The organism is Marinomonas pollencensis (genome assembly GCF_003387375.1).
Taxonomy (GTDB): domain Bacteria; phylum Pseudomonadota; class Gammaproteobacteria; order Pseudomonadales; family Marinomonadaceae; genus Marinomonas; species Marinomonas pollencensis.
In genome coordinates this window covers 221,954-242,309 of the sequence record NZ_QUNG01000003.1, presented here as the reverse complement: position 1 = coordinate 242,309, position 20,356 = coordinate 221,954, and the positions used below count along the sequence as shown (strand labels likewise).

15 protein-coding genes are annotated in these 20,356 nt (G+C 43.8%); 5 read left to right on the top strand and 10 right to left on the bottom strand.

From position 1 onward, the window contains the following. Window positions 1-116: 116 nt before the first annotated feature. Window positions 117-1,241 carry a helix-turn-helix transcriptional regulator gene (locus DFP81_RS06240; RefSeq protein WP_115896897.1) on the top strand — a complete coding sequence of 375 codons (1,125 nt, stop codon included), beginning with the start codon at window positions 117-119 and terminating at the stop codon, window positions 1,239-1,241. Between the two features lie 39 nt (window positions 1,242-1,280). Here the strand turns inward: DFP81_RS06240 and DFP81_RS06235 are convergent, their stop codons facing one another. From DFP81_RS06235 to ilvC, 5 genes are all read right to left on the bottom strand, one after another. Then, the gene (locus DFP81_RS06235) at window positions 1,281-2,528 is read right to left on the bottom strand and encodes a hypothetical protein (RefSeq protein WP_115896896.1); all 1,248 of its coding nucleotides are present in this window, start codon (window positions 2,526-2,528) and stop codon (window positions 1,281-1,283) included. Between the two features lie 3 nt (window positions 2,529-2,531). Next, window positions 2,532-3,485, bottom strand: coding sequence for a hypothetical protein (locus tag DFP81_RS06230; RefSeq protein ID WP_147299438.1), 954 nt, complete (start codon window positions 3,483-3,485; stop codon window positions 2,532-2,534). A 359-nt stretch (window positions 3,486-3,844) separates the two neighbouring features. Further along, window positions 3,845-6,457 carry a KAP family P-loop NTPase fold protein gene (locus DFP81_RS18600; RefSeq protein WP_115896894.1) on the bottom strand — a complete coding sequence of 871 codons (2,613 nt, stop codon included), beginning with the start codon at window positions 6,455-6,457 and terminating at the stop codon, window positions 3,845-3,847. A gap of 159 nt (window positions 6,458-6,616) precedes the next feature. After that, window positions 6,617-8,104: a molybdate ABC transporter ATP-binding protein ModF gene (modF, locus tag DFP81_RS06210; RefSeq protein WP_115896893.1), complete on the bottom strand. Its 1,488-nt coding sequence runs from the start codon at window positions 8,102-8,104 to the stop codon at window positions 6,617-6,619. A 161-nt stretch (window positions 8,105-8,265) separates the two neighbouring features. Continuing rightward, window positions 8,266-9,738, bottom strand: coding sequence for a ketol-acid reductoisomerase (gene ilvC / locus DFP81_RS06205; RefSeq protein ID WP_115896892.1), 1,473 nt, complete (start codon window positions 9,736-9,738; stop codon window positions 8,266-8,268). 213 nt (window positions 9,739-9,951) lie between these two features. On the opposite strand from ilvC, the gene ilvY reads away from it, so the two are divergent. The 4 genes from ilvY (at window position 9,952) to DFP81_RS06185 (ending at window position 14,420) form a co-directional block, all read left to right on the top strand. Then, on the top strand, window positions 9,952-10,839 hold the full coding sequence (gene ilvY / locus DFP81_RS06200; RefSeq protein ID WP_115896891.1) for an HTH-type transcriptional activator IlvY: 888 nt from the start codon (window positions 9,952-9,954) through the stop codon (window positions 10,837-10,839). 124 nt (window positions 10,840-10,963) lie between these two features. Continuing rightward, a complete protein-coding gene (locus tag DFP81_RS06195) occupies window positions 10,964-11,962 on the top strand; it encodes an asparaginase (RefSeq protein ID WP_115896890.1) in 999 nt (332 codons plus the stop codon). A 126-nt stretch (window positions 11,963-12,088) separates the two neighbouring features. Beyond that, entirely contained in the window at window positions 12,089-13,069 is a 981-nt protein-coding gene (locus DFP81_RS06190) for a bile acid:sodium symporter family protein (RefSeq protein WP_220342842.1), read from the top strand. A gap of 136 nt (window positions 13,070-13,205) precedes the next feature. Then, window positions 13,206-14,420, top strand: coding sequence for a sugar transporter (locus DFP81_RS06185; protein ID WP_115896888.1), 1,215 nt, complete (start codon window positions 13,206-13,208; stop codon window positions 14,418-14,420). A 68-nt stretch (window positions 14,421-14,488) separates the two neighbouring features. Here the strand turns inward: DFP81_RS06185 and DFP81_RS06180 are convergent, their stop codons facing one another. The 5 genes from DFP81_RS06180 to DFP81_RS06160 all read right to left on the bottom strand — a co-directional run bounded on the left by DFP81_RS06180 (window position 14,489) and on the right by DFP81_RS06160 (window position 20,193). Then, window positions 14,489-15,127: a tetratricopeptide repeat protein gene (locus DFP81_RS06180; protein ID WP_115896887.1), complete on the bottom strand. Its 639-nt coding sequence runs from the start codon at window positions 15,125-15,127 to the stop codon at window positions 14,489-14,491. After that, on the bottom strand, window positions 15,124-15,927 hold the full coding sequence (locus DFP81_RS06175; protein WP_115896886.1) for an SDR family oxidoreductase: 804 nt from the start codon (window positions 15,925-15,927) through the stop codon (window positions 15,124-15,126). Before DFP81_RS06175 ends, DFP81_RS06180 begins: the two co-directional genes overlap by 4 nt. A gap of 8 nt (window positions 15,928-15,935) precedes the next feature. After that, entirely contained in the window at window positions 15,936-18,104 is a 2,169-nt protein-coding gene (locus tag DFP81_RS18565) for an AMP-binding protein (RefSeq protein WP_115896885.1), read from the bottom strand. 2 nt (window positions 18,105-18,106) lie between these two features. Next, window positions 18,107-18,790, bottom strand: a complete 684-nt coding sequence (locus DFP81_RS06165; protein WP_115896884.1) for a thermostable hemolysin — start codon at window positions 18,788-18,790, stop codon at window positions 18,107-18,109. 197 nt (window positions 18,791-18,987) lie between these two features. Further along, entirely contained in the window at window positions 18,988-20,193 is a 1,206-nt protein-coding gene (locus tag DFP81_RS06160) for an APC family permease (RefSeq protein ID WP_115896883.1), read from the bottom strand. Window positions 20,194-20,356 lie beyond the last annotated feature (163 nt).

Here is a 20,356-nt window from a genome sequence, read left to right as displayed (position 1 = left end):
CAAGGATCGCGACTCTTTTTGCTGCTTTTTTATAAAATAGTTCGAATAAGGGGCTATGCTATTATTATTTATCATAATATCCCTAGGGATTACTGAATATTTAAGGTGGTTTAGATATGTCTCTAAGTTATAAAAATGAGATGATTCTACCTGATGCCAACATTGTTCATGCGTTATATGAGGGACTGACTGATCGAGAAGGTTTTCATCATTTTTTAGATCTTCTCCGAACGACGCATAATGCATGTGCTGCGGAATTAGTGGTTGTTCGTAAGCAACCATTACAAATTGATCACCTTTGGTATGCAGGACTGCCGGATGATTTTATAGATTGGTATACAAAGAATAATATGATCCAGCAGGATCTAGTTTCTAGATATGCAACTTTTCAGCCTCCAGGGTTATTTCACTCAGCTTTGTCTATCAAGGATGAGTTGAATGTCACAGAAGATTATAAGCGCTGGCAGAATGATCAGAATATGCTAGATAGTGCTTGGTTAGTTGTTCATTGCACGCAGACTCACACAATATTATTAACGATGCAGAGGACTGTTGACCAAGGTATATATCATCCTGAAGAGCTAGCTCGGCTTAATCAATTAGTGCCCTTTATCCGGCAAGCCGTTTTGTTGTATCAGCAAATTGATCAGCGAAATGTGGCGAGAAAAACACTAACCAGTGTGGTTAACGCTATGCCTCAGGCAACGCTGATATTAAATGAACAGGCCGTTGTCATTCACTCGAATCAGCAAGCTAAAGCATTTTTATTAGAAGAAAAATTATTATCTGTTCGTAATGAACGATTAATATTCCAACAGAATGATGTTCAAAACGCGTATCTTCGATCCTCAGTGCAAGTGATTCGAGCTAGCATGGGGCAAGGCGAATATGATGCAGATACCTTATTTTTACATAGAGTAGGTCGACCCCCGCTTATTGTCCTGATAAGGCCGATGGAAAGTACGGATGTTTCACGGGGCGGTGCTTTAGTGGCTATTGTTGAACCCGCTAAGAGAAAGCTGCCAAAGGCTGAAACGATTGGACAATATTTTTCGCTTTCACCTGCCGAGTCTGAATTATGTGAGGGTTTAGTCACAGGGCTAACGTTAAAAGACATTTCAAAAAAGAGCGGAAAAACAGAAGCAACAATCCGCTCTTATTTGAAAAATGTTTTTATTAAAACCAATCACTCAAGGCAAGGAGAGCTCATTAGTAGTATCTTATCCGCTTTGCTCCATTGACTAGATACAGAGTTAGCAACGCTTACTAAGTGTTAGAAACTATTCTTTTTGACATACAAAAATCATAGTCACATTGCAGCGGAATTCATTTTTCTTTTGCTGACAATTCTTTTTGGCCATATTGCCACTGTTCGCTTTTAGTCGTCCATTGTGGTCGTTACGGCACATTGAGTGCGCCTTGTTTTCAGCGTTGGTTTGTGACAAATCAAGCGCTTGCTCATACGCAAAATAGCTACCCGTTGTGCCACTCGCCTCTATGTTTATATTCCTTGGCTGAGCAGTGGCAGCTTTGGTTTCTGCAGGTTTTGACTTGGCTATTATTTGTTGTGAGCGCGGCTTGGGTTTTGGTAAAGGGGCATAGCGTTGTTCAATCCTATTCACATTCGATTGAACCTGTGTTGTCACTTGTTCTTTGTGCTGTATAAAGGACGTTTTTTGCTGTTCTGGTGTTTTTTGTGTGTTTGTGAAATCACCCATGGTGGAAGAAAACATGCTTACATCTGGTCCTAAGTCGCTGAAATTACTGCTGGCAACAGCAACCGTAGCTGCAATCGCAATGATTTTACCGAAGTCGAAGCCGTTACCTTGGTCTTGTACTCTGGCATTTTGTTGCGCTTGTTGTTCTGATTTTAAGTCGCGTTTGAATTGAGCCAACATACCGGCATCAGAAGGTTTTAACCCAGAATATTTTGAACTGATAAAAGGCATGCCGATGAAGTAATTTGTGCCGGCTAACGTGGTGATTTCTTCTTCACCTTGATAGCTCACTTTCCCAATAAAAAGGATATTAGCGATTGAATGTCTCAGTGAGGTGTCGGGATTTTCCTCATAAATATGCTTAAACATACCCCGGCTAGGAATGGCATAGAATTCTCCGGTTAACGTTGCGCCAGTGATAGAGTGGTAAATCCCTTCATGGGGAAATGTGATGGTTTGCTTGCTGAAAGGATCATAATACTGTGTCCATTCACCGGTAAAATAATCTAATTCGCCATTAATATGCGGGTAAAACTTAGTCCCACTGACCGGCCTGCCATCTTTATAAAGAGTGGTAAACTCTTGACCTTTGTAGTCAATGGTATAAGTACCGCTACCAATCTCCCCTCCATCCCATTCGCCGTGATAGGTTACTTTTGCGAATGGTGAGTAGAGAGATCCAACACCATTAGAGCAGTCCCCAGATTTACATTCTGCAGGCCCAAGCCCATGAGGCATCTGTAATGTTGAGCAGCCCGTACATGCTAAACAGATAATCAACAAAAACCATTTAGAGATAATAGTAAACATTATTTAAAAGGTCTCACAATCTGATTTCTGTACAAGTTCTCCTTGATCAAAACATAGGTTGGAACCGTATTTCCCAAAACTCTCCTGTAGACCTTGTGCTTTACCGTTTAGAGAGCGCCCAACGCCATCATGAACCGCTCCTGTATATCGATAAGAGCGAATCCGTTGTTCTTCTTTGTTTAAGGTAATAAAGTGTTGAGTGAAATAGATGCCAGGACTTGATGGTGCTTCAATCATATTTAATTGGTCATTTCCTTTCTTGTAAGTGTAAATAAACGAAGGATCTTTTAAATTGCTCAGACTAAGTGCCAGCTTGGTACCAAAGTCTTTTGTGAAGTCATCACCCATGACGGTAGAGGATAGGCCTATAGAAACAATGTGATCGGGTGTTATCCGCTGAACATGCTTCTGCTCGGTAATAGAATGTGTGCCATTAAAATTAGCTCCTGTTGTCTTGATTAGGTATTGGCTATCAATTAAAAAACTAACGTTACTAGCATCTGAATTGTTCGTTAATTTTTGACAATCTATGGTTGATGCATATAAAGCACCACCTTGCCAATGATAAGTCTGCTGGATATCTTGCCCTGCAGCAGAAGATGCGTCCTGACCAATTCGTGCAGTGAGTGATTTTTTTGAATCTTTATTTTTTCGAGTGGTATCAAGTAGGTCAGCAATGATTGTAAAGCCTGATATGTCTTGAAGTGTTTTTTGGCTGAGGTTACAGCTGCTGTATGAACTGGTATCCACAGGCATTTGATTAGTATTGTGGTATTGCTCTAGTTTTTTTCTAAAATCAGCTTGAGCATTAGTGAAATCGGGTTGTTGAAAAGCAGGAAGCTCGCCTTTTTTTGCCCCCGTCGCGTCCATGATCATTGAAGTGTTTGAGAAACATCCAGATAAAGTGAGAGTGATTCCTGCAGATAATACGACCTTTAGCGACGTTACTTTGTTCATAATTCATCTTCTTTTTTAGTTTTTGCTGACGATTTAAATATAGACTCTTTACAATCGAGCAGACCACCCTCATTTGAGGGTGGGAAGGCAAAAAAGCTGACCTGATGGAATTGGCTCCAGAACTAATGGTAGAGTTGTCGTTTTAATGATGCTGCGTTTTACTGTGTTCCTGCAGAAGCGTATGAAGCCTGAATGGATAAATTGGAAGGTATGGATCTTGTAGCTCTGGCGAAGAAACGCGCAAATGAAGAAAGTATCTCAGTCAGCATCGCTGACTTATAAACTCGAATTTAAAAAGAGTGCTCTGCAAGAATGGCAAAAACTTGGAGCCATGCACCAGCATCAATTGAGTGCTTAGATCATCTACATCTTCCTGCTTCAAAGCTTTCAGCTTTTTCGGCAAAATTTTTATCGATCATATCAATCCCTGGAAGAACGAAAGGCTCAATTCCTTGGATCATAGTGGTGTTTTCTAAGCTCAGGTTTGCCAGCTCAATCACTAATGGCGTTATCTTGTGACCCGTTAGGTATTTTTTATTTGCACCTTCTGAATCGATTTTTTCTTTTTTAATTAGCTTTTTCAACGAATGTCGCTCTTGCATGTCATCAAGATTATTTAGGTATTCAAAGGCAAATAACGTCACCATCATGGGAAAAGCATGCTCAGTTCCACCTTCTTCTGTTGCTATATCGTCAGAAATCTCATCTTCAGGATAAAAGTTTCGAAGTAAGTTAAAGCTGTTATTCAAGCGCTTTATTTGGCGCGGGTTCGATAATTCAAAATGCCTTATCCAAAATATGAAGGCTTGCTTCTGTAGATCTGTAAGTTGTTCTACTGGTTGTTTGTGTTCAGTTGCCTCTTCTATTTGAGAGTCTGTTTCAGTCGCATCTGCACTGAGGAGGACAGTGTTTGGAAAAGGGGTGTTTGCTCTTTGGTTAGTTTTTTCTTCTTGCTCAACACCTTTTATCTGACTTGTTTCATCGGTATTGTCGGCGGTGTCTTTATTTGGATTGTCATCTCTTTCATTTGGTGTATTACTTTTCGGTGAACTGGTCTGTTCCCAAAGGTGTTCAAGATAACTGGATACAGATGCTTCATCTGGCTCAGTAAGTACAATAGGAAGATGGATGATTTTCGCCAAGTAATCGCGAGCGATCAGCCTAGGGTCTTCAATATGGTGCTGTGTGGCGAGTTCTTTATAATTTAGCGCCAGCGCCGCGAGGGCAATTCGTTGGTCTACGGTGATTACCACAATGACATTGTCTAAATCTAGTACCATTCGCACTGCCTCGAGCACTTTAACAATGCCCTTGTGTCCACAGCGGTCTAAATCATCCACCACATACAACAAGCGTTTTTCATTGCCCAAACGTACCTTGGTGAGTTTTTTAATGTGTTCACGCATCACCGGAATCGTGCCTAAGTGTTCGCCATAATCGGGTAATTTCAAATAGGTCAAAAACTCTTTTGCTAGTGGTCCTGCTAATACCTTTTTAACTTCTTTCCACGTTGGGTACAAAAAGCCGATGAACCAAGTAGTGGAAAAAATATAAATAATCGATTCATTTACTTGCTTAAATGGTTCATTGAAAAAGTATAAAAACCAAATAGGTGCAAGTGCGAAAACAAGAGGAAATAAGGGTGTTAATATCTTCCAGCCCAGCAAGCTCCAAGCAAACTGTAGTGTTAGCCAAAGCTTTCTAAAAGGCCAACAAGCTTTTTCCCAGCAAACAGGTTTAGGCTCTGGGCTAGAAAGTGCTTTGACCATTTCTTGGGCGATGCCTGCCTGCAGGTTGTCAGTGTGTTCGTATTCCCAAGCGTTAAACTCGGCGAATAAAAAATCAGGTTCGTCTGTTTGTTGTTTCATTTGTAGGGCGTTTTTTAGTAGCTCAACAACGGATGTCTTGCCAACTCCCCAATGACCTAATAAACCAATGGTTTGATGGTGATGATTGTTTTTGTTTTGCAACAAAGCCGCTAAGGTATTCACTAGATGCTGACGGTTAAGCTTATCTTCCGCGGCATATTGATGACTGCTGTGGCGATTATCCGCGATGGTTTCAATATCATATTCTGTTTTTTTTAGTTCATTTTCAGAATTTGTCTCATTTTCTTTCTCATAAAAAAGATCGTCGTTTTCCCTATAAAATTCTTCATCCTCTTTACCATAGAAGGTATTGTTGTTCTCTTTTTCTTCAATACTCTTATTGGAAAAATACACTTCCAGTTGATCGAGGGCGTTTTCTATTGCTTTATTATCTGGTTTTGCGTTAGAAATCCCTAAATAAATATGTTGAATTTTTTCAGTGATTTCTGCAGCCTTAGTATCTACTTTTCGTATTTGATTTGAAAGGCCTTTTAATTTTTCAGGAGTAATGTAGTGTTGAACTAAGTCTACATATTTGGAGTCTTTGGTTTCTAACCATAAAGGTGTCTCTTTTATATAAATGTTCTGTTCTAATTTCTCTAAGTCATTGATTATTATATTTTTAATTTCCTCTACATAACTTGGATGATAATGATTTGCTGAACTCAATGCTGCAATTGCTGTGTCCAAGGGATAATCAAGCTTTGGGGAGAGCAAAGATAATACAGAATAAGCTGCTGAATAAACTGCATAATCAGCAGTTTCAGAAATAAAATCGCCTCTTCTAGAATCCAGAGAAGAACTGGCAGCCAAAGATGCGTTCTTCGCTATAATCTTATGATTTATATTTAATGACCTGCTATTAGTATAAGAAACAAGTAATGCTCTCCATACAGATAAAAGGTATCTTCCTTGTTTTGATTTTTTCCAGAATCCTAGACCTGACTTATTCTCAGGAGTTAAGCTATTTTCTGCAAAAATAAATGGGAATACACTTAAGGCGCATCTTGATGAGAAGATGAAAATTGATTCGTCGTTTAACTTATTTAATCTGACTTTCAGGTGTGCTTTTTCTTCATTTGTAAAAGGTTGGTACGTTGGCACAGCAATGTCCTTTGCGACAGTTTCTTTATATAAGTCGATATGGATAATGAAACTATATCAGTTTTTGAAAACAAGTGTGACGCTTCATATGAAGTAGGCGGCAGTTTCGAAATTAAGCGTCACACAGTTTCTGCTCAAGGCAGTAAGCTAACCAAAATTCTAGTTATTCTTCTTCAATCCTAGGTAGTATTCAATTCCTTTGATCTGATCTTCTGCGTGGTGGTTGACGTAGAGCACCGTGGTTTCTTTTCCTTCGCAGATTTTTTCTATCAAGGCCAAAACTAGCTGACGGTTCATGTCATCTAAGCCAAGGCAAGGTTCATCTAAGATGAGCAGTGGTGGGTGTTTCACCATGGCTCGAGCGATGAGTAGAAGTCGTTGGTCGCCGTAGGAGAGCTTGTTAAAGGGCTGGTCTGCACGGTCTTTCATGCCGAGTAGTTCAAGCCACTGGTCGGCAATTTTCTTCTGGTTATCGGTGGATTTAGTGTACATGCCGATGCTGTCGTAGAATCCGGAAATAATGACGTTTTTACAGCTGGTGCTGACTCGGTATTCCCATTGCAGTGCGGTCGATACATAACCGATAAATTGTTTAATCTGCCAGATACTTTCGCCGTTACCACGTTGGAAGCCGAAGACGAAAATATCATTGGTGTAGCATTGTGGGTGGTCGCCAGTAATCAAGGACAATACGCAGGTTTTACCGCTGCCGTTAGGGCCGCTGAGTTGCCAGTGTTGACCTGGTTCAATGGTCCAATCGAGCTTGTCGACAATGACAGTATCGCCATATTTGATGCTAGCCTGTTTTAATCTTACCAGTGGTTGGCTTGGGTCTAGATCAGGCAGTTTAGTGCTTGGGTCAGCCTCAGGCACACTTAGGTCGGTGGTTTTAAGGTGTAGCAACTGATAAAGCTCATGAAAGGCTTGTTCGTCGTTTTTATCCACCGTCAGTGCTAGTTTTCCAGCCCCGCTCAGTTTCTTTTCTGAACGGTGTTTGTGTGCTTCTTTTGACTCGAGTGCGACCTTGTCCATGTAGGCCACATGGGTAATAAAGTCGGGCATTTCATCAAAGCGATTAAGTACCATAACCATGGGAACCGTATCAGCGATGCTGATCAGGTGCTCTTGTAGCATGGTCAGTGTGCCAGCATCTAAGCCATCAAATGGTTCGTCTAAAATCAACAAGTTGGGTTTGCTGGAGAGGGCGCGAATCAACATGACTTTGCGTGTTTCACCAGTCGATAATTTACGAAAAGCACGATCTAGTAGGGGCGTTAGGCCAAATTTTTCGACCAATTCTTGTGCCAGTTCAGGATCTTGGCATTGGTCAAAAATCATTTCATGGACGGGTGTGCCAAGGGAGATAACGTCCATGATATCGGCGTCGTCTTTTTTCAGCTCTTTGGCGATCAACTCGGCTTGAGCCTCAAAGGACACCAGGCCAACGTTACTTGGTAAGCCTGATAAACTGCCTTGTTCTATCTTACCCACTCCAGCCAACACAGCCGCTAAGGCGGATTTGCCTGAGCCATTGGTGCCAGTAACGACCCAATGCTGACCTGCTTCAATCGACCAGTTGAGGTTATTTAGCTGAAAACGATCGTCGAAGTTAACGCTGAGGTCGTCTAGGTGGATAGCAATGCCCATGATAGATTCCTTTTCTAAACCAAAAATACAAAGTGAAGCAACAAAAAAAGCCGAGCCTTCAGTGATGAAAAGCTCGGCTTCTTATAAGTAAATTACGATGCTATAAGCGATGCCAATACGCGTCTATGTCTAGCACAGTATTGGCAAGCGCAATAATCGTATTAAACGATTTTTTTCATGTCAGCCATGTGGCCGCGAAGTACAGCACCGATCGCTTCTACTGGGTGAGAGCGAAGTGCGGCGTTTACTTCGATCAGGCGAGCGTTGTCTACGCCGTTATCGTCAGTCGCAAGGCCTTTACCGATCACGTCAGTTTTGATGCCTTTCATGAAATCACCTAGCAATGGTAGGCAAGCGTGGTTGTATAGGTAACAACCGTACTCTGCAGTATCAGAGATAGTCGCGTTCATTTCGTAAAGTTTCTTACGAGCAATGGTGTTCGCGATTAGTGGTGTTTCGTGTAGAGATTCGTAGTAAGCAGACTCAGCAATGATGCCAGCGGCTGTCATAGTCTCGAAAGCCAATTCAACACCGGCTTTAACCATAGCGACCATCAAGATGCCATTGTCGAAGAATTCTTGCTCAGAAATTTCAACATCGCCAGCAGGTGTTTTTTCGAAGTTAGTTTCTGCTGTTTCTGCACGCCATTTTAGAAGGTTAGCATCATCGTTTGCCCAGTCTTCCATCATAACGCGAGAGAAAGTGCCGTTGATGATATCGTCTTGGTGCTTATTGTACAAAGGACGCATGATCACTTTTAGCTCTTCAGAAAGATCGAAGGCTTTGATCTTAGCTGGGTTAGAAAGACGATCTAGCATGTTAGTTACGCCGCCGTATTTCAATGCTTCAGTGATGGTTTCCCAGCCGTATTGAATAAGTTTAGACGCGTAACCTGCATCGATACCTTCTTCAACCATTTTGTCGAAGCAAAGAATAGAACCTGTTTGCAACATACCACAAAGGATAGTTTGCTCACCCATAAGGTCAGATTTTACTTCAGCGATGAAAGAAGACATCAAAACGCCTGCTTTGTGACCGCCAGTACCGACAGCGTAAGCTTTTGCTAGAGCAAGACCTTCGCCTTTAGGATCGTTGTCTTCGTGAACAGCGATAAGCGTTGGAACACCAAAACCACGAACGTATTCAGCGCGAACTTCAGAACCTGGGCACTTAGGTGCAACCATGATGACAGTTAAGTCTTCACGGATCTGCATGCCTTCTTCTACGATATTGAAACCGTGAGAGTAAGATAGGCAAGCACCTTGTTTCATAAGAGGCATAACCGCTTTAACAACTGGAGTGTGTTGCTTATCAGGCGTTAGGTTAAGAACCACGTCTGCAGTTGGGATCAATTCTTCGTAAGTGCCAACAACAAAACCGTTTTCAGTGGCATTTTTCCAAGACTGACGTTTTTCAGCAATGGCTTCAGCACGCAATGTGTAAGATACATCTAAACCACTGTCGCGTAGGTTCAAGCCTTGGTTAAGACCTTGAGCACCACAACCAATGACAACTATTTTTTTGCCTTTAAGCGCTTCTACGCCATCAGAGAATTCAGAGCTGTCCATGAAGCGACATTTTGCTAGTTGAGCCAATTGCTCACGAAGCGGCAAGGTATTGAAGTAGTTAGCCATGATAAACACATCCTAATTATTATGAGTTAAGTATCGACGATTAAGGCACGTCAATATTACTGTTTAATTTCAAAAAAGGGTTACATAGAAAGCCAATAGAAAGTGGCAAACCATGTCAGTGGGGTCACTCTATCGAAAAGCCTATCTTTCGTAAATTGATATATATGCAATATAACGTCCCATTTTTTGCAAACATAAGATAAACTGACGGTTATGAATATACGATCCTTAAAACACTTCTTGGCTCTGGCAGAATCCCTTCACTTTGGCCGCGCTAGCGATGAGTGCCATATCAGCATTTCTGCGCTTTCTCGTAACATCCGACAGTTGGAAGACGAAGTTGGTGTGAGCCTGTTTAACCGTGATAATCGTACTGTTACGTTAACCATGGAAGGCAAAAAGTTTCTCAAATATGCTCGTGATACGAGCAACCAGTGGAATGTGATTCGTCATGAATTAACGGATAGCTCAGATCAATTGCGTGGCGAAATTAGTTTGTATGGCTCGGTGACCGCCAGCTATAGCTTCTTATTTGAATTGCTAAATCGATTCCGGCTGGCTCAACCCGGCATTGAAATTAAACTCAGAACGGGCGACCCAGAACACGCTATTGCGCATATATTGGATGGTTTGGAAGATATTACGATAGCCGCGCGTCCCAATAAAATTCCGCGTGGATTGACGTTTAAACCAATGGCCATTTCTCCCTTGTTATTTATTGCACCTGTAGAGCAATTGGTTCCCAATGTGCCCACCACACCACCAGAAGATCCTAAAGAGTGGGCGAATATTCCTATGATTTTGTCTGAAAGTGGGGTGTCTCGACAGCAAGTAGACGACTGGTTTGCTGAGCACTCCATTGCCCCCAAGATTTATGCCCAAGTAACAGGAAATGAAGCCATTGTGAGTATGGTGAGCTTAGGTTTTGGTGTTGGTGTGGTGCCGAAAATCGTATTAGACAACAGTCCACTTGCAGATCGTATTCAGGTATTGGATGTGAAGCCAGAGCTGGAACCCTACGATATTGGTTTATTTACGCTAACAAAAAACCTTAAAAACCCCATGGTTGCAGCCTTTTGGGATCTCATAGAAAGCAACTAGTTTAATCTGTTTACCCGCTTTCTTAGTCAGGTTAGAGTGAGGTAGAAGCTTTTGTTGGTACTTGTGGTAAAGGCCCGTTCCTTTTAGTCTGTGAGTCAGGTTATTTTCAAACAAGGAGTTTGATATGAAGCACGATTCTCTTACCGTCCAAGTGTCCCGTGGCGGGGTGGTTGAAAGCGAGCACAATATAAAGGCTGTTATTGTTTCGAGTACGGGTGAGGTTGTAGAGTCGTGGGGAGATGTGGCGTCTTTAGTGTACCCACGTAGTGCTATTAAGGCTATGCAAGCACTTGCTTTTATCGAAATGGGAGGGGCGCAGAAGTTTGCTTTTAATGATCAAGAAGTAGCCATTTGTTGTGCTTCGCATGGTGGTGAGCCAAAGCACGTTGCGACAGTGCAAAGTATGCTAGATAAATTATCTCTCTCAGAAAGTGATTTTGAGTGTGGCTGCCATTGGCCGATGCGCGCTGAAGCCAGTTATGAATTGGCTGGTAAGGGTGAAATACCCAATCAACTGCACAATAATTGCTCGGGAAAGCACGCTGGTATGCTTGGGTTGGCCAAATTGTTAGGCACCTCACCGCGTGGCTACATAGAAGTAGACCACCCAGTACAGCAAAAAATCTCAGCCACCATGGCGCAAATGTGTGAATACGATTATGACAATGCCCATTGGTCTCCGGATGGTTGCTCTGCGCCTACATGGGCAATGCCACTGACTAATCTGGCGCTTGCCTTTGCTAAATTTTCAAGCCCAGATGAACTGGCGCCAGCCCGACAAAAAGCCTGTAAAACCTTATATGATGCCGTCGTGCAGCACCCTTTCATGGTGGCTGGAACGGAACGCTATTGCACCGATATGATGACAACACTGCAGCAGCGAGCGTTTCTTAAATTAGGGGCAGAGGGCGTCTATGTTGCAGCTATCCCAGAATTGAAGCTGGGTATCGCTCTAAAATGTGACGATGGCGCAATCCGAGCAGCTGAGTCTGCCATGACCGCGTTATTGGATCATGTGGGTATTACTTCTTTTGTGCCAGACAAGGAGATGAGTCGTTACCGTTCAGTAACTCTCAAAAACTGGCAAAAACGCATAACGGGCGCGATTACCTGTGACATTTAAACTTCATAGGTAATAGCGGCTACTCGACAATCACAGAAACATCCCTATTTGTGACTTCTGTTTTTTTGCTAATAATGGACAATACGGCCATTAACATCTAATGCGTATAGATAGGGATAAATTGCCTTGTTGAGCTTGATAAAGAAAGAATGGTTCTTAGTGGGAATGCTAGTGGCGATCGGCCTGTCAGTCGTTATACCGAATGCTGGCGCCAGCCAAGGGGCATTGCACCTAGATCAAGTAACACAATGGAGTATTGCGCTGGTGTTCTTTTTGCACGGGGTTAGCTTATCTCCACGAGAGGTGCGTAAAGGCTTGGGCAGTTGGCGTTTGCACTTGTTTATTCAAGGTGCGACTTTTGTTATTTATCCACTTTTATGGATATTGTTTGGCCAATGGTTTGAGCAGCTTTTGCCACAAGCATTGGCGTTCGGTTTTTGTTTTTTATTGATTCTACCGAGCACAATTTCTTCGTCAGTGGCCATGACCGCCATTGCGGGGGGAAATGTCCCCGGTGCGATTTTTAATGCTTCACTGTCCAGTGTGTTAGGGATATTTCTGACGCCGTTATTCGTTCAACTTTTTATGGGAATGAGCGGCGGGCATGTCGATCTTGGCGATACAGTGGGGCATATTGCCGCCTTGTTACTGCTGCCGATGGTGATAGGGCAGGTGATAAGACCTTTTATTGGGGAGTGGTTACGCCAATATAAAAGCGTCACTAGCAAACTGGATAAACTGGTCATTCTGCTGATTGTCTATAACGCCTTTTGTGACTCTGTGGTGCGGGGTGTTTGGCACGACTTTGATGTTATGACGTTATTCACTGTTATCGTCTTGTGTACGGTGATTTTGTTGCTGATGATTGTGTTGTTGATGAGCCTCTCGAAGGGGTTGGGCTTTTCCCCAGAGGATCAAGCCGCGGCACTGTTTTGTGGTACTAAAAAAACACTGGCAGCTGGTGTGCCTATGGCAAAAGTAATCTTTGGCGCTAGCCCTATGCTAGGGATGTTGTTATTGCCCATTATGATTTATCATCCGTTACAAATATTCATTTGTGCCGTGTTGGCTAATAAGCTGGCAGCAAAAAATAACAACGCCTCCTAATAAAAACACTTCTAAGTCAGAGCGCTTTGCCTAGCAAGGTGCGTGTCTTTCTATTGGCTGAAACAAACGTATTTCATACTTCTGTTTTTGTGTAACAACGGACAGTAAATTTCCTTCTACTATTTTGCAGGTCAAAATGAACTTGGACTCTTCTACGCTTGATAACACCTCAACCCGGACTCAATACCTTCGCGTTATTCTGATGGGGGTTGCCGCTTTTATTGTGAATACCACTGAGTTTGTGCCGGTGGGGTTGTTGTCTTCGATTGCCAACGACTTTCATATCTCGCCGGCCCATGCTGGCTGGATGCTCACCGTGTATGCCTGGATTGTGGCCTTAATGTCGCTGCCTTTAATGCTATTGACAGGCAAGATGAACCGCAAAACCTTATTGTTGTGTAGCTTCGCGCTGTTTGTGATAAGTCACGCCTTATCCGTAGTGGCTTGGAGTTTTGAGGTGTTACTGGTGAGCCGTATTGGGATTGCGCTTGCCCATGCTGTGTTTTGGTCTATCACCGCGTCGATTGCGATTCGTGTCGCGCCGTGGGGGAAAAAGAATCTGGCGTTAAGTATCTTAGCGACGGGAACAGGCTTGGCTATGGTGTTAGGCGTACCATTAGGGCGTTTGATTGGCGAGTCATTAGGTTGGCGAACGACATTTGCCGTGATTGGTGTCGCGTCTTTGGGCATTACCATTGCGCTCATGCGCTTGCTGCCTAGCTTACCTAGTCTGTTTTCGGGCACCTTGAGCAAGGTTTCTGAGCTGATGAAGAACCCTGTTTTGATTTTCTTGTACTTCTTCATTTTTCTGGTGTTTACCGCCCATTACACGGCGTACAGCTATATTGAACCTTTCTTAGCCAATGTTGGAGACAACAGTGCTGGTTTTACCACACTGATTCTGTTGTTGTTTGGTGGTGCTGGCATTTTAGGCAGTGTGATATTCGGCTACTTTGGCGAACGAGCCAATGCTCAGTTGATTGTGGCGAGTACTTTGATTGTGACAGCGTCGACCGCTCTTCTGTATTCGGCCGCTCACGATAGTACTTTTATGGTGTTGGTGATTCTCTTTTGGGGGGCGGCACTGATGACGGTCACGTTATCAGCTCAAGTGCGTGTTTTTAATGTCGATGCGAATGCTTCCGACATTATTATGTCATTGTTTTCAGGGATTATTAATCTAGGTATTGGAGCAGGTGCGTTAATCGGTAATCAAGTCATTCAGCTGGTTAACATTCAAAGCGTTGGTGCTGCTGGTGCCTTTTTCGGTGCGGCTGCTTTTATTGTGATCGTCTATATTTTACGTCACATTACATCGCTTACCCAGGCAGAGAAGAACCTCAAACAGTAGGTTGTCCTACCTTTGAGGTTCTGTTGATGGCCATTACTAACCGAGGTTAGCGATGAGAATTTGCCGTTTTAAAGTTTTTTATTGATTTTCACCATTAAGGTTTGAATTTCTTTGTGACGGCCAGTGTCTGCCACTGGACGAGTAGGTCTTGGTGCGGCTTTTTCAGCGTTTTCTAGATATTGTTTTGCTGCTTTATAATCGCCATCGTCATACAAAAAGTCAGCGTAGAAATAGTTGCCATCCAGCCCTTGTGGGTTGGCTTCGACCCCTTGTCTTAGTAACTTCTTGGCTTTTTTATCGCTTCCAAAGCCAATCGGCCACCCCGGTACTTTGTGATAAAGCACACCGAGGCTGGTTAAGGCACTGCCCGATAATGCATTGGGGTTGATGGCAATGGCTTTCTCAAGATTGGCTTTGGCGCTTTTTGCGTAGGATAAAGCGCCTATGCCACCTTTGGCGCCTGCTGTGCTTGCTTGAATGATGCCAAGCCAGATCATGTTGTCTGGATTATTTGGAGCGGCCTTGATCATGTTCTCTACGTTTTGCGCTAAGGCGTTAAAGGCATCGACCTGCTTGTCACTGTCCGTCATTTGGTAATTGATGTGAGCCCATTGATGTTGAATATCCAATAAACTTGTCGTGTCTTGTGCCCACGCTTGAGAGATAAAGCTTGTTGTTATTGCCAATGCTAGTAGTAGGGCTTTCATAAGGCCTCCTTTGTGTTTTGAAAAATAAAACGTTTAATAACCGGGAGCTTTTTCAATAATGCTTTATCGACAATCGATGGAAAGGCTCCATTGATTTTAACGAATAGCCTCTCTGGAAAGCCGACAACGCGACGGGTTTTCCCTTGTTTTAACTGGTCAATAAGCGCTTTCGCTACCTTGTCAGCTGTGTCGACGGCGGTGCCTAGTTGGGTATTCATCGCCATCGCCTGTTGGCTGTTAATCGACGTGGCAGTGGCTCTTGGGGCAAAGTAAGAGACGCGAATGTTGGTGTCAGCCAGCTCTCTATAAAGCGCTTCGCTAAAGCCTCGTAAGCCAAATTTACTGGCGCAATAAAGAGATTGCCCTGCGAAGCCAATGCTACCGAGGACAGAGCCAACATTGATAATATGTGACTCAGAGTCTTTGTTTAGTAAGGGCAGCAGGCGTTGAGTCAGCAAAATAGGCGCGGTTAAATTGGTGTTGATAACCTCATTGGCTTCTTCTGCGGAAGTGTATTGCAAGGCTGAAAATTGCCCGATACCGGCATTGTTAATCAACATAGAAAACTCAGGGGTAACCGTCATCGCTTCTGAGATGGCCGTTAATCCGCTTGCTGTTGCTAAATCAGCGACAAGTATTTGATGATCGCCGGGCAATAACGCCGCTAACGCTAATAAGCGTTCTTCATTACGACCTTGCAGGATCAGAGTAACGCCTTTAGAGGCTAAGGCATGGGCGATCGCTTGGCCGATGCCTCCCGTCGCGCCCGTTAATAGGCAGGTTTGTTGTTGCCAGTTCATAAAACCTCCTAAGCGGCTTGTTCTGATGCTGCTTCATGATCAATTTCACGAAAGATATTCGCGTACAATTTGAAGAACATTTTGGCGCTGTGAATGATTTGGTCTTGCTCTTCTTTAGCGGTGATTTTATTCATGAGGTTTTCAAAGAAAACGATGTGCTCTTGGTCTAAAGTCCCGTGTGAACTCAAGTAACTAAAGGCTTCTTTTGGCAGCTTAAGTTTGTCTTGGATTTGCTGTGCAGCATTGTCCGCCAGCGCAATACTGGTACCTTCTAAGACAAACACCATGCCAAAAAAGCGCAGAGGGTTTTTACGCTGAATGGCATCGTAAGCATAAGCGACCATTAGCTCTGCGGCCGCTCCTGGTTCGCTGTGGCGCACGGCGTCTTTATCACCGCCAGCCGCGGCTATGTCATTGAGTATCCATTCCTGATGGCCCATTTCTTCTTCAATGTATTCGCCTATGGCCTCGCGCAACCATTCTTTTTCATCCGGTAGTCGGCTGCCTGTGGCCATTAATAATGGCACGGTATGCTTAACGTGATGGTAGGCTTGGCTTAGAAAATCTAAGTAATTATCCAATGTTATTTTGCCGTGGAAGCAGCGTTGAATAATCGCAGAGGTGACTAAGTATTGGCGCTCGGCTTGGGTTTCGTTTTGCAAACGTTGATAAAGTGACATTGGCTTGTTTCTCTCTTGTTTTTGCTGCTCTAGTAAAACTCGAAAGTTTTCTTTATTTTCAAGGGAATAAAGATTTTCGAGCGATGCCTTAAAGTGATTAAAAATGCGTTCTCGAACGGGCTTTCCGGTGGCTGTGACAAGGCCAGTAACACTGACTAATGGCTGTTCTAGTGTGATCCAGCCACCTATTTGAGCGTAATCGGGTAGCCTAATATTGACTTGGTCAACCACGGCGGCAATTTGCTGTTGGCTGGCGTTTTTTTGCAGTGGGGTGAGCAATGCCACGCAATGCGGTTGCGCATCCCCAGCAACCAGCACCTCGCGAAAATGACCGCTGGCCATCAATTCGGCTTCGACCCATTCCGGTGAAATATTTCTACCAAAGGAATTGATTAATACGTTTTTACGGCGACCTTTTATGGTTAAAAAATCGTTTTCTAGAGTGACTAAATCCCCCGTATAGACAGCGCTTGGATAGAAGCTTTCGGGTTGGTTAAGGTAGCCTAAAAAGAGGTTTCCCTTGATCACCAGTTCATCGTCTTCAATGTGTACTTGGTTGTGCGGGAGTGTTTTGCCGGCGGCGCTAATCTGTTCTGATTTTTTGGTGTTGAGCGCCACCACAGAAGCGCACTCCGATAAGCCATAGCCTTGATAAACCGGTAAGCCTAAAGCGCGGGCTTTTTGCAGCAATCCTGCTGCCACTCTACCGCCGCCAACGGCAATAAATTGGAGGGATTGCGGTGGTTGCCAACCTTGGGCGCAGGCGCCGACAAACAGAGATAGTAGTTCAGGAACCAGTATTAGACTGTTAGGTTGCTGTTCATTAATCAGCATGAGTAGGCGCTTTGGGTCCGTTAAGCGACTGCCACTAAATCCGCGTTCGGTTTGGCTGGCCAATAGGATGGTGCCCCCAACCATTAAGGGAGCGTAAACCCCAGCGATGTTTTCTAATAAGGTCGCTAACGGTAACAGGCTAAGATGGCGGACGTGTTTTATGTCTACGGCATCGACAAGAGAGCGGGCAACGTTTCGTTGCGACTCTGCGCTTAAACAAACGCCTTTAGGGTTTCCTGTTGTGCCTGAGGTGAAGGTGATTTTATGAGTGCCTTCTGGTATCTGCGGTGTTTGTGTGACAGGAAAGCGCACGGCATCAATACCTGCGAATGGCGACGCTCTTGTGTCCTTCTGTTCGCTGTTGTTATTGCTCTCAGTGAGCAATAATTCAATGCCACTTTGTGTAACCAGATGCGTGGTTTGAGTGTCACTGAAGAAGCCTGGTACCGGCACGCAGCAGATATTCACCTGCTGACACGCTAGGTCAAATAAGACCCATTCTATGCTGTTGTCCATGGCGATAGCGACGCGCGTTACTTGCTGTGCCTTGAGCCAATTTTGGCGAGCGGTTACTGCTTCAGCGAGAGCCTGGTACGTCAGTGTTTGATGGGACGTTTGCAGGGCGATCTTGTTCGCCCATTCCGGTGAGGAAAAGTACCACATAATTAGAGTTCCTCCATTTGCAGTAATAGGGGTTGAAGATGCATTTTGACTAGCTCAAGTAAGGCTTCTAGTTCAGGTTGCATCAGTGCGATCGAGACTGATCTTTTGACGTCGAGGAGCATGACTTTAGGGCTGTTTTGGTAATAGCTCCCCCATTGCTTTTCTGCATTGACTAAGCGTTTAGGGTTCGCGTCGGCTAAAAAGGTCATTGGTAATTTGAGCTTTTCGAGCAGTTGGCAAACTGTTTTTGTTCCTGAAAATATCAAGTAATCGACGTCGGATAAGTACAGGCTCATTACGACTGTCATCAATAGAGGTAGGGTGAAGCGTTGGTTCTGGCTGTACAGATTGCCCAGCTCAGCTACGTTATGGCGATCTGTCCAGATGCCATGTTCTTGCAGTATTTCGGTAATAGAGGCAGGTAAATATTGTTCGGTGAATAATGGCTCATTGCCACGCCTTATCCCTACCACCGCTTTTAGTCCGCGAGCTTGTATGCCAAGTAGCAACGGCATGAAGGTGTTGACATCCGCCTGGTATTTTTTATGAAAGCCTTCTTTTATAAAGCTTTCCAATTGGGTTCTGGTTGCTCCTGAAGCGTTGGCGGCTACAAATTCATAGGGCAATGTTGGAATCGCAATTATATATTGCTTGGGGGCAATATTTTGTGCATTTGATAGCTGCATATGTGCTCACTTTCTTGCTGGATATAAGCAAATTAAGTGAGTGTAAGTGAAAAAAAAATTAATTATGAGCGGCGTTATAACGCTTGACCAAATAATCCACCTTATAGGAATAATCTTTTAATCTGAGCGTAAAAAGGCGCTAATTGTACTGCTCTCGATAGTGCTAAGAAAAGTTTATAAGATATTGATATATAAAATTATTCTGATGGCAGGCCAAATAAGAAAACCAATAAGCACAGCAGTGAAATTAAGCTAAATAAGCGTACTTTTTGTGTGCGTTTTTCTAGTGTTTTGGTTTGGTAAGCAACGATTGCCGCAGTGGCAGATTGCAATGTATAGAATAAAGCAAAGGCGCGTGATGCATAGGCAATGATGGCGTTTACATCCGTTGCCCAAGTAAGAAAAAGAGTGACAATAAGAACTAATAAATACGCATAGCGTACGGGGATTTTTTCTTGCGCTATGTCTTCTACCAAGCCGCCAGCCCCTGAGGTGTCTGCCACCGAAGCAGAAAATTGGCTGCCGATAGCCGCAACAGAGATGAGTATCGGCAGTAGTATTGCCACCGGTGCAACCATGCTGGTTATTGCGGTGACGTCGGCGCCCATACCATGCTGGAATAACACCGTCATCAGGCTCAAGAACACAATATAAATCCCCGCTGATATCCATTGAGCAAGACGCATGGTGCTGATGCGCAATTCGGCTGGGTGCTCACTTTGTAGATAACGCGATGTTTCAAAGCCCTGCACAACAATGAGTAACCCTAGTAGTACACGTAAATCGTGCAGGTCTATGGTGGAATCTAGAGTGGGTAAGTGCCAACTTCCTGTTGACACTAAGCGGATATTATAGAGCGCTAAAGCGAAGAGTAGGCCTGCGATCATACCGAGATTAAGGCTGACAGCGTAACTCTCTATTTTCTCTAATTGGCTCAGCCCGCGCCACATACCCACGCCTCCAATAAAGAGTAAAATAAGTGACGTAATAATGTTTGACCAAAGCTCGCTGCTGTAACCAAAGGCGTTGAGCAAAAAAGCCGAGAGTAACTGCAAATAATAAGTGACGGAGATAAAGTAAGCAGCTGCTAAGACAATCCGAGACACGAAAGAGACAGTTTGAGCAGGGCCTCTTTGATGTTCAATCGGCTCAAAATGGCGAATATTGAAGCGAATGGCACCACCGACAGCGTAAGCGAGAAGCAATAAAATGGCCATGCAAAATACAGCAAAATATCCGACAGAGTCGGCGAGTAAAGGTGCAACAACCAGAAAGCCACTGCCCATGATGGAGGCCAGTGGCGTGACCGTGGCTTTCCATCTTTCTGAGCGGGCAAGTCTGCTAGAAAAAGCGAGATAAAGAAAAACACAGATGGCGATTGCCACAATAAAAAAGTTTAACATCCCTGAAAGTTCCTGTTCACAGTGAGCTTGGCAGCATGAACGACAGCATAATGAAAGTATAAAATAAGCGAGCTTTTATACGCTCCTTTGAGCGTCCATTTCGAATCTAATATCTTACTCCAACCAACTAGGTTTGTGTGAAATGCAAAGGAGGGGGAGTAAA

Excerpts from the sequence above, each read along its gene's own strand:
- DFP81_RS06240 (WP_115896897.1), top strand. The coding sequence starts at position 117 with ATGTCTCTAAGTTATAAAAATGAGATGATTCTACCTGATGCCAACATT.
- DFP81_RS06235 (WP_115896896.1), bottom strand. The coding sequence starts at position 2,528 with ATGTTTACTATTATCTCTAAATGGTTTTTGTTGATTATCTGTTTAGCA.
- DFP81_RS06230 (WP_147299438.1), bottom strand. The coding sequence starts at position 3,485 with ATGAACAAAGTAACGTCGCTAAAGGTCGTATTATCTGCAGGAATCACT.
- modF (WP_115896893.1), bottom strand. The coding sequence starts at position 8,104 with ATGGGCATTGCTATCCACCTAGACGACCTCAGCGTTAACTTCGACGAT.
- ilvC (WP_115896892.1), bottom strand. The coding sequence starts at position 9,738 with ATGGCTAACTACTTCAATACCTTGCCGCTTCGTGAGCAATTGGCTCAA.
- ilvY (WP_115896891.1), top strand. The coding sequence starts at position 9,952 with ATGAATATACGATCCTTAAAACACTTCTTGGCTCTGGCAGAATCCCTT.
- DFP81_RS06195 (WP_115896890.1), top strand. The coding sequence starts at position 10,964 with ATGAAGCACGATTCTCTTACCGTCCAAGTGTCCCGTGGCGGGGTGGTT.
- DFP81_RS06185 (WP_115896888.1), top strand. The coding sequence starts at position 13,206 with ATGAACTTGGACTCTTCTACGCTTGATAACACCTCAACCCGGACTCAA.
- DFP81_RS06180 (WP_115896887.1), bottom strand. The coding sequence starts at position 15,127 with ATGAAAGCCCTACTACTAGCATTGGCAATAACAACAAGCTTTATCTCT.
- DFP81_RS06175 (WP_115896886.1), bottom strand. The coding sequence starts at position 15,927 with ATGAACTGGCAACAACAAACCTGCCTATTAACGGGCGCGACGGGAGGC.
- DFP81_RS18565 (WP_115896885.1), bottom strand. The coding sequence starts at position 18,104 with ATGTGGTACTTTTCCTCACCGGAATGGGCGAACAAGATCGCCCTGCAA.
- DFP81_RS06165 (WP_115896884.1), bottom strand. The coding sequence starts at position 18,790 with ATGCAGCTATCAAATGCACAAAATATTGCCCCCAAGCAATATATAATT.
- DFP81_RS06160 (WP_115896883.1), bottom strand. The coding sequence starts at position 20,193 with ATGTTAAACTTTTTTATTGTGGCAATCGCCATCTGTGTTTTTCTTTAT.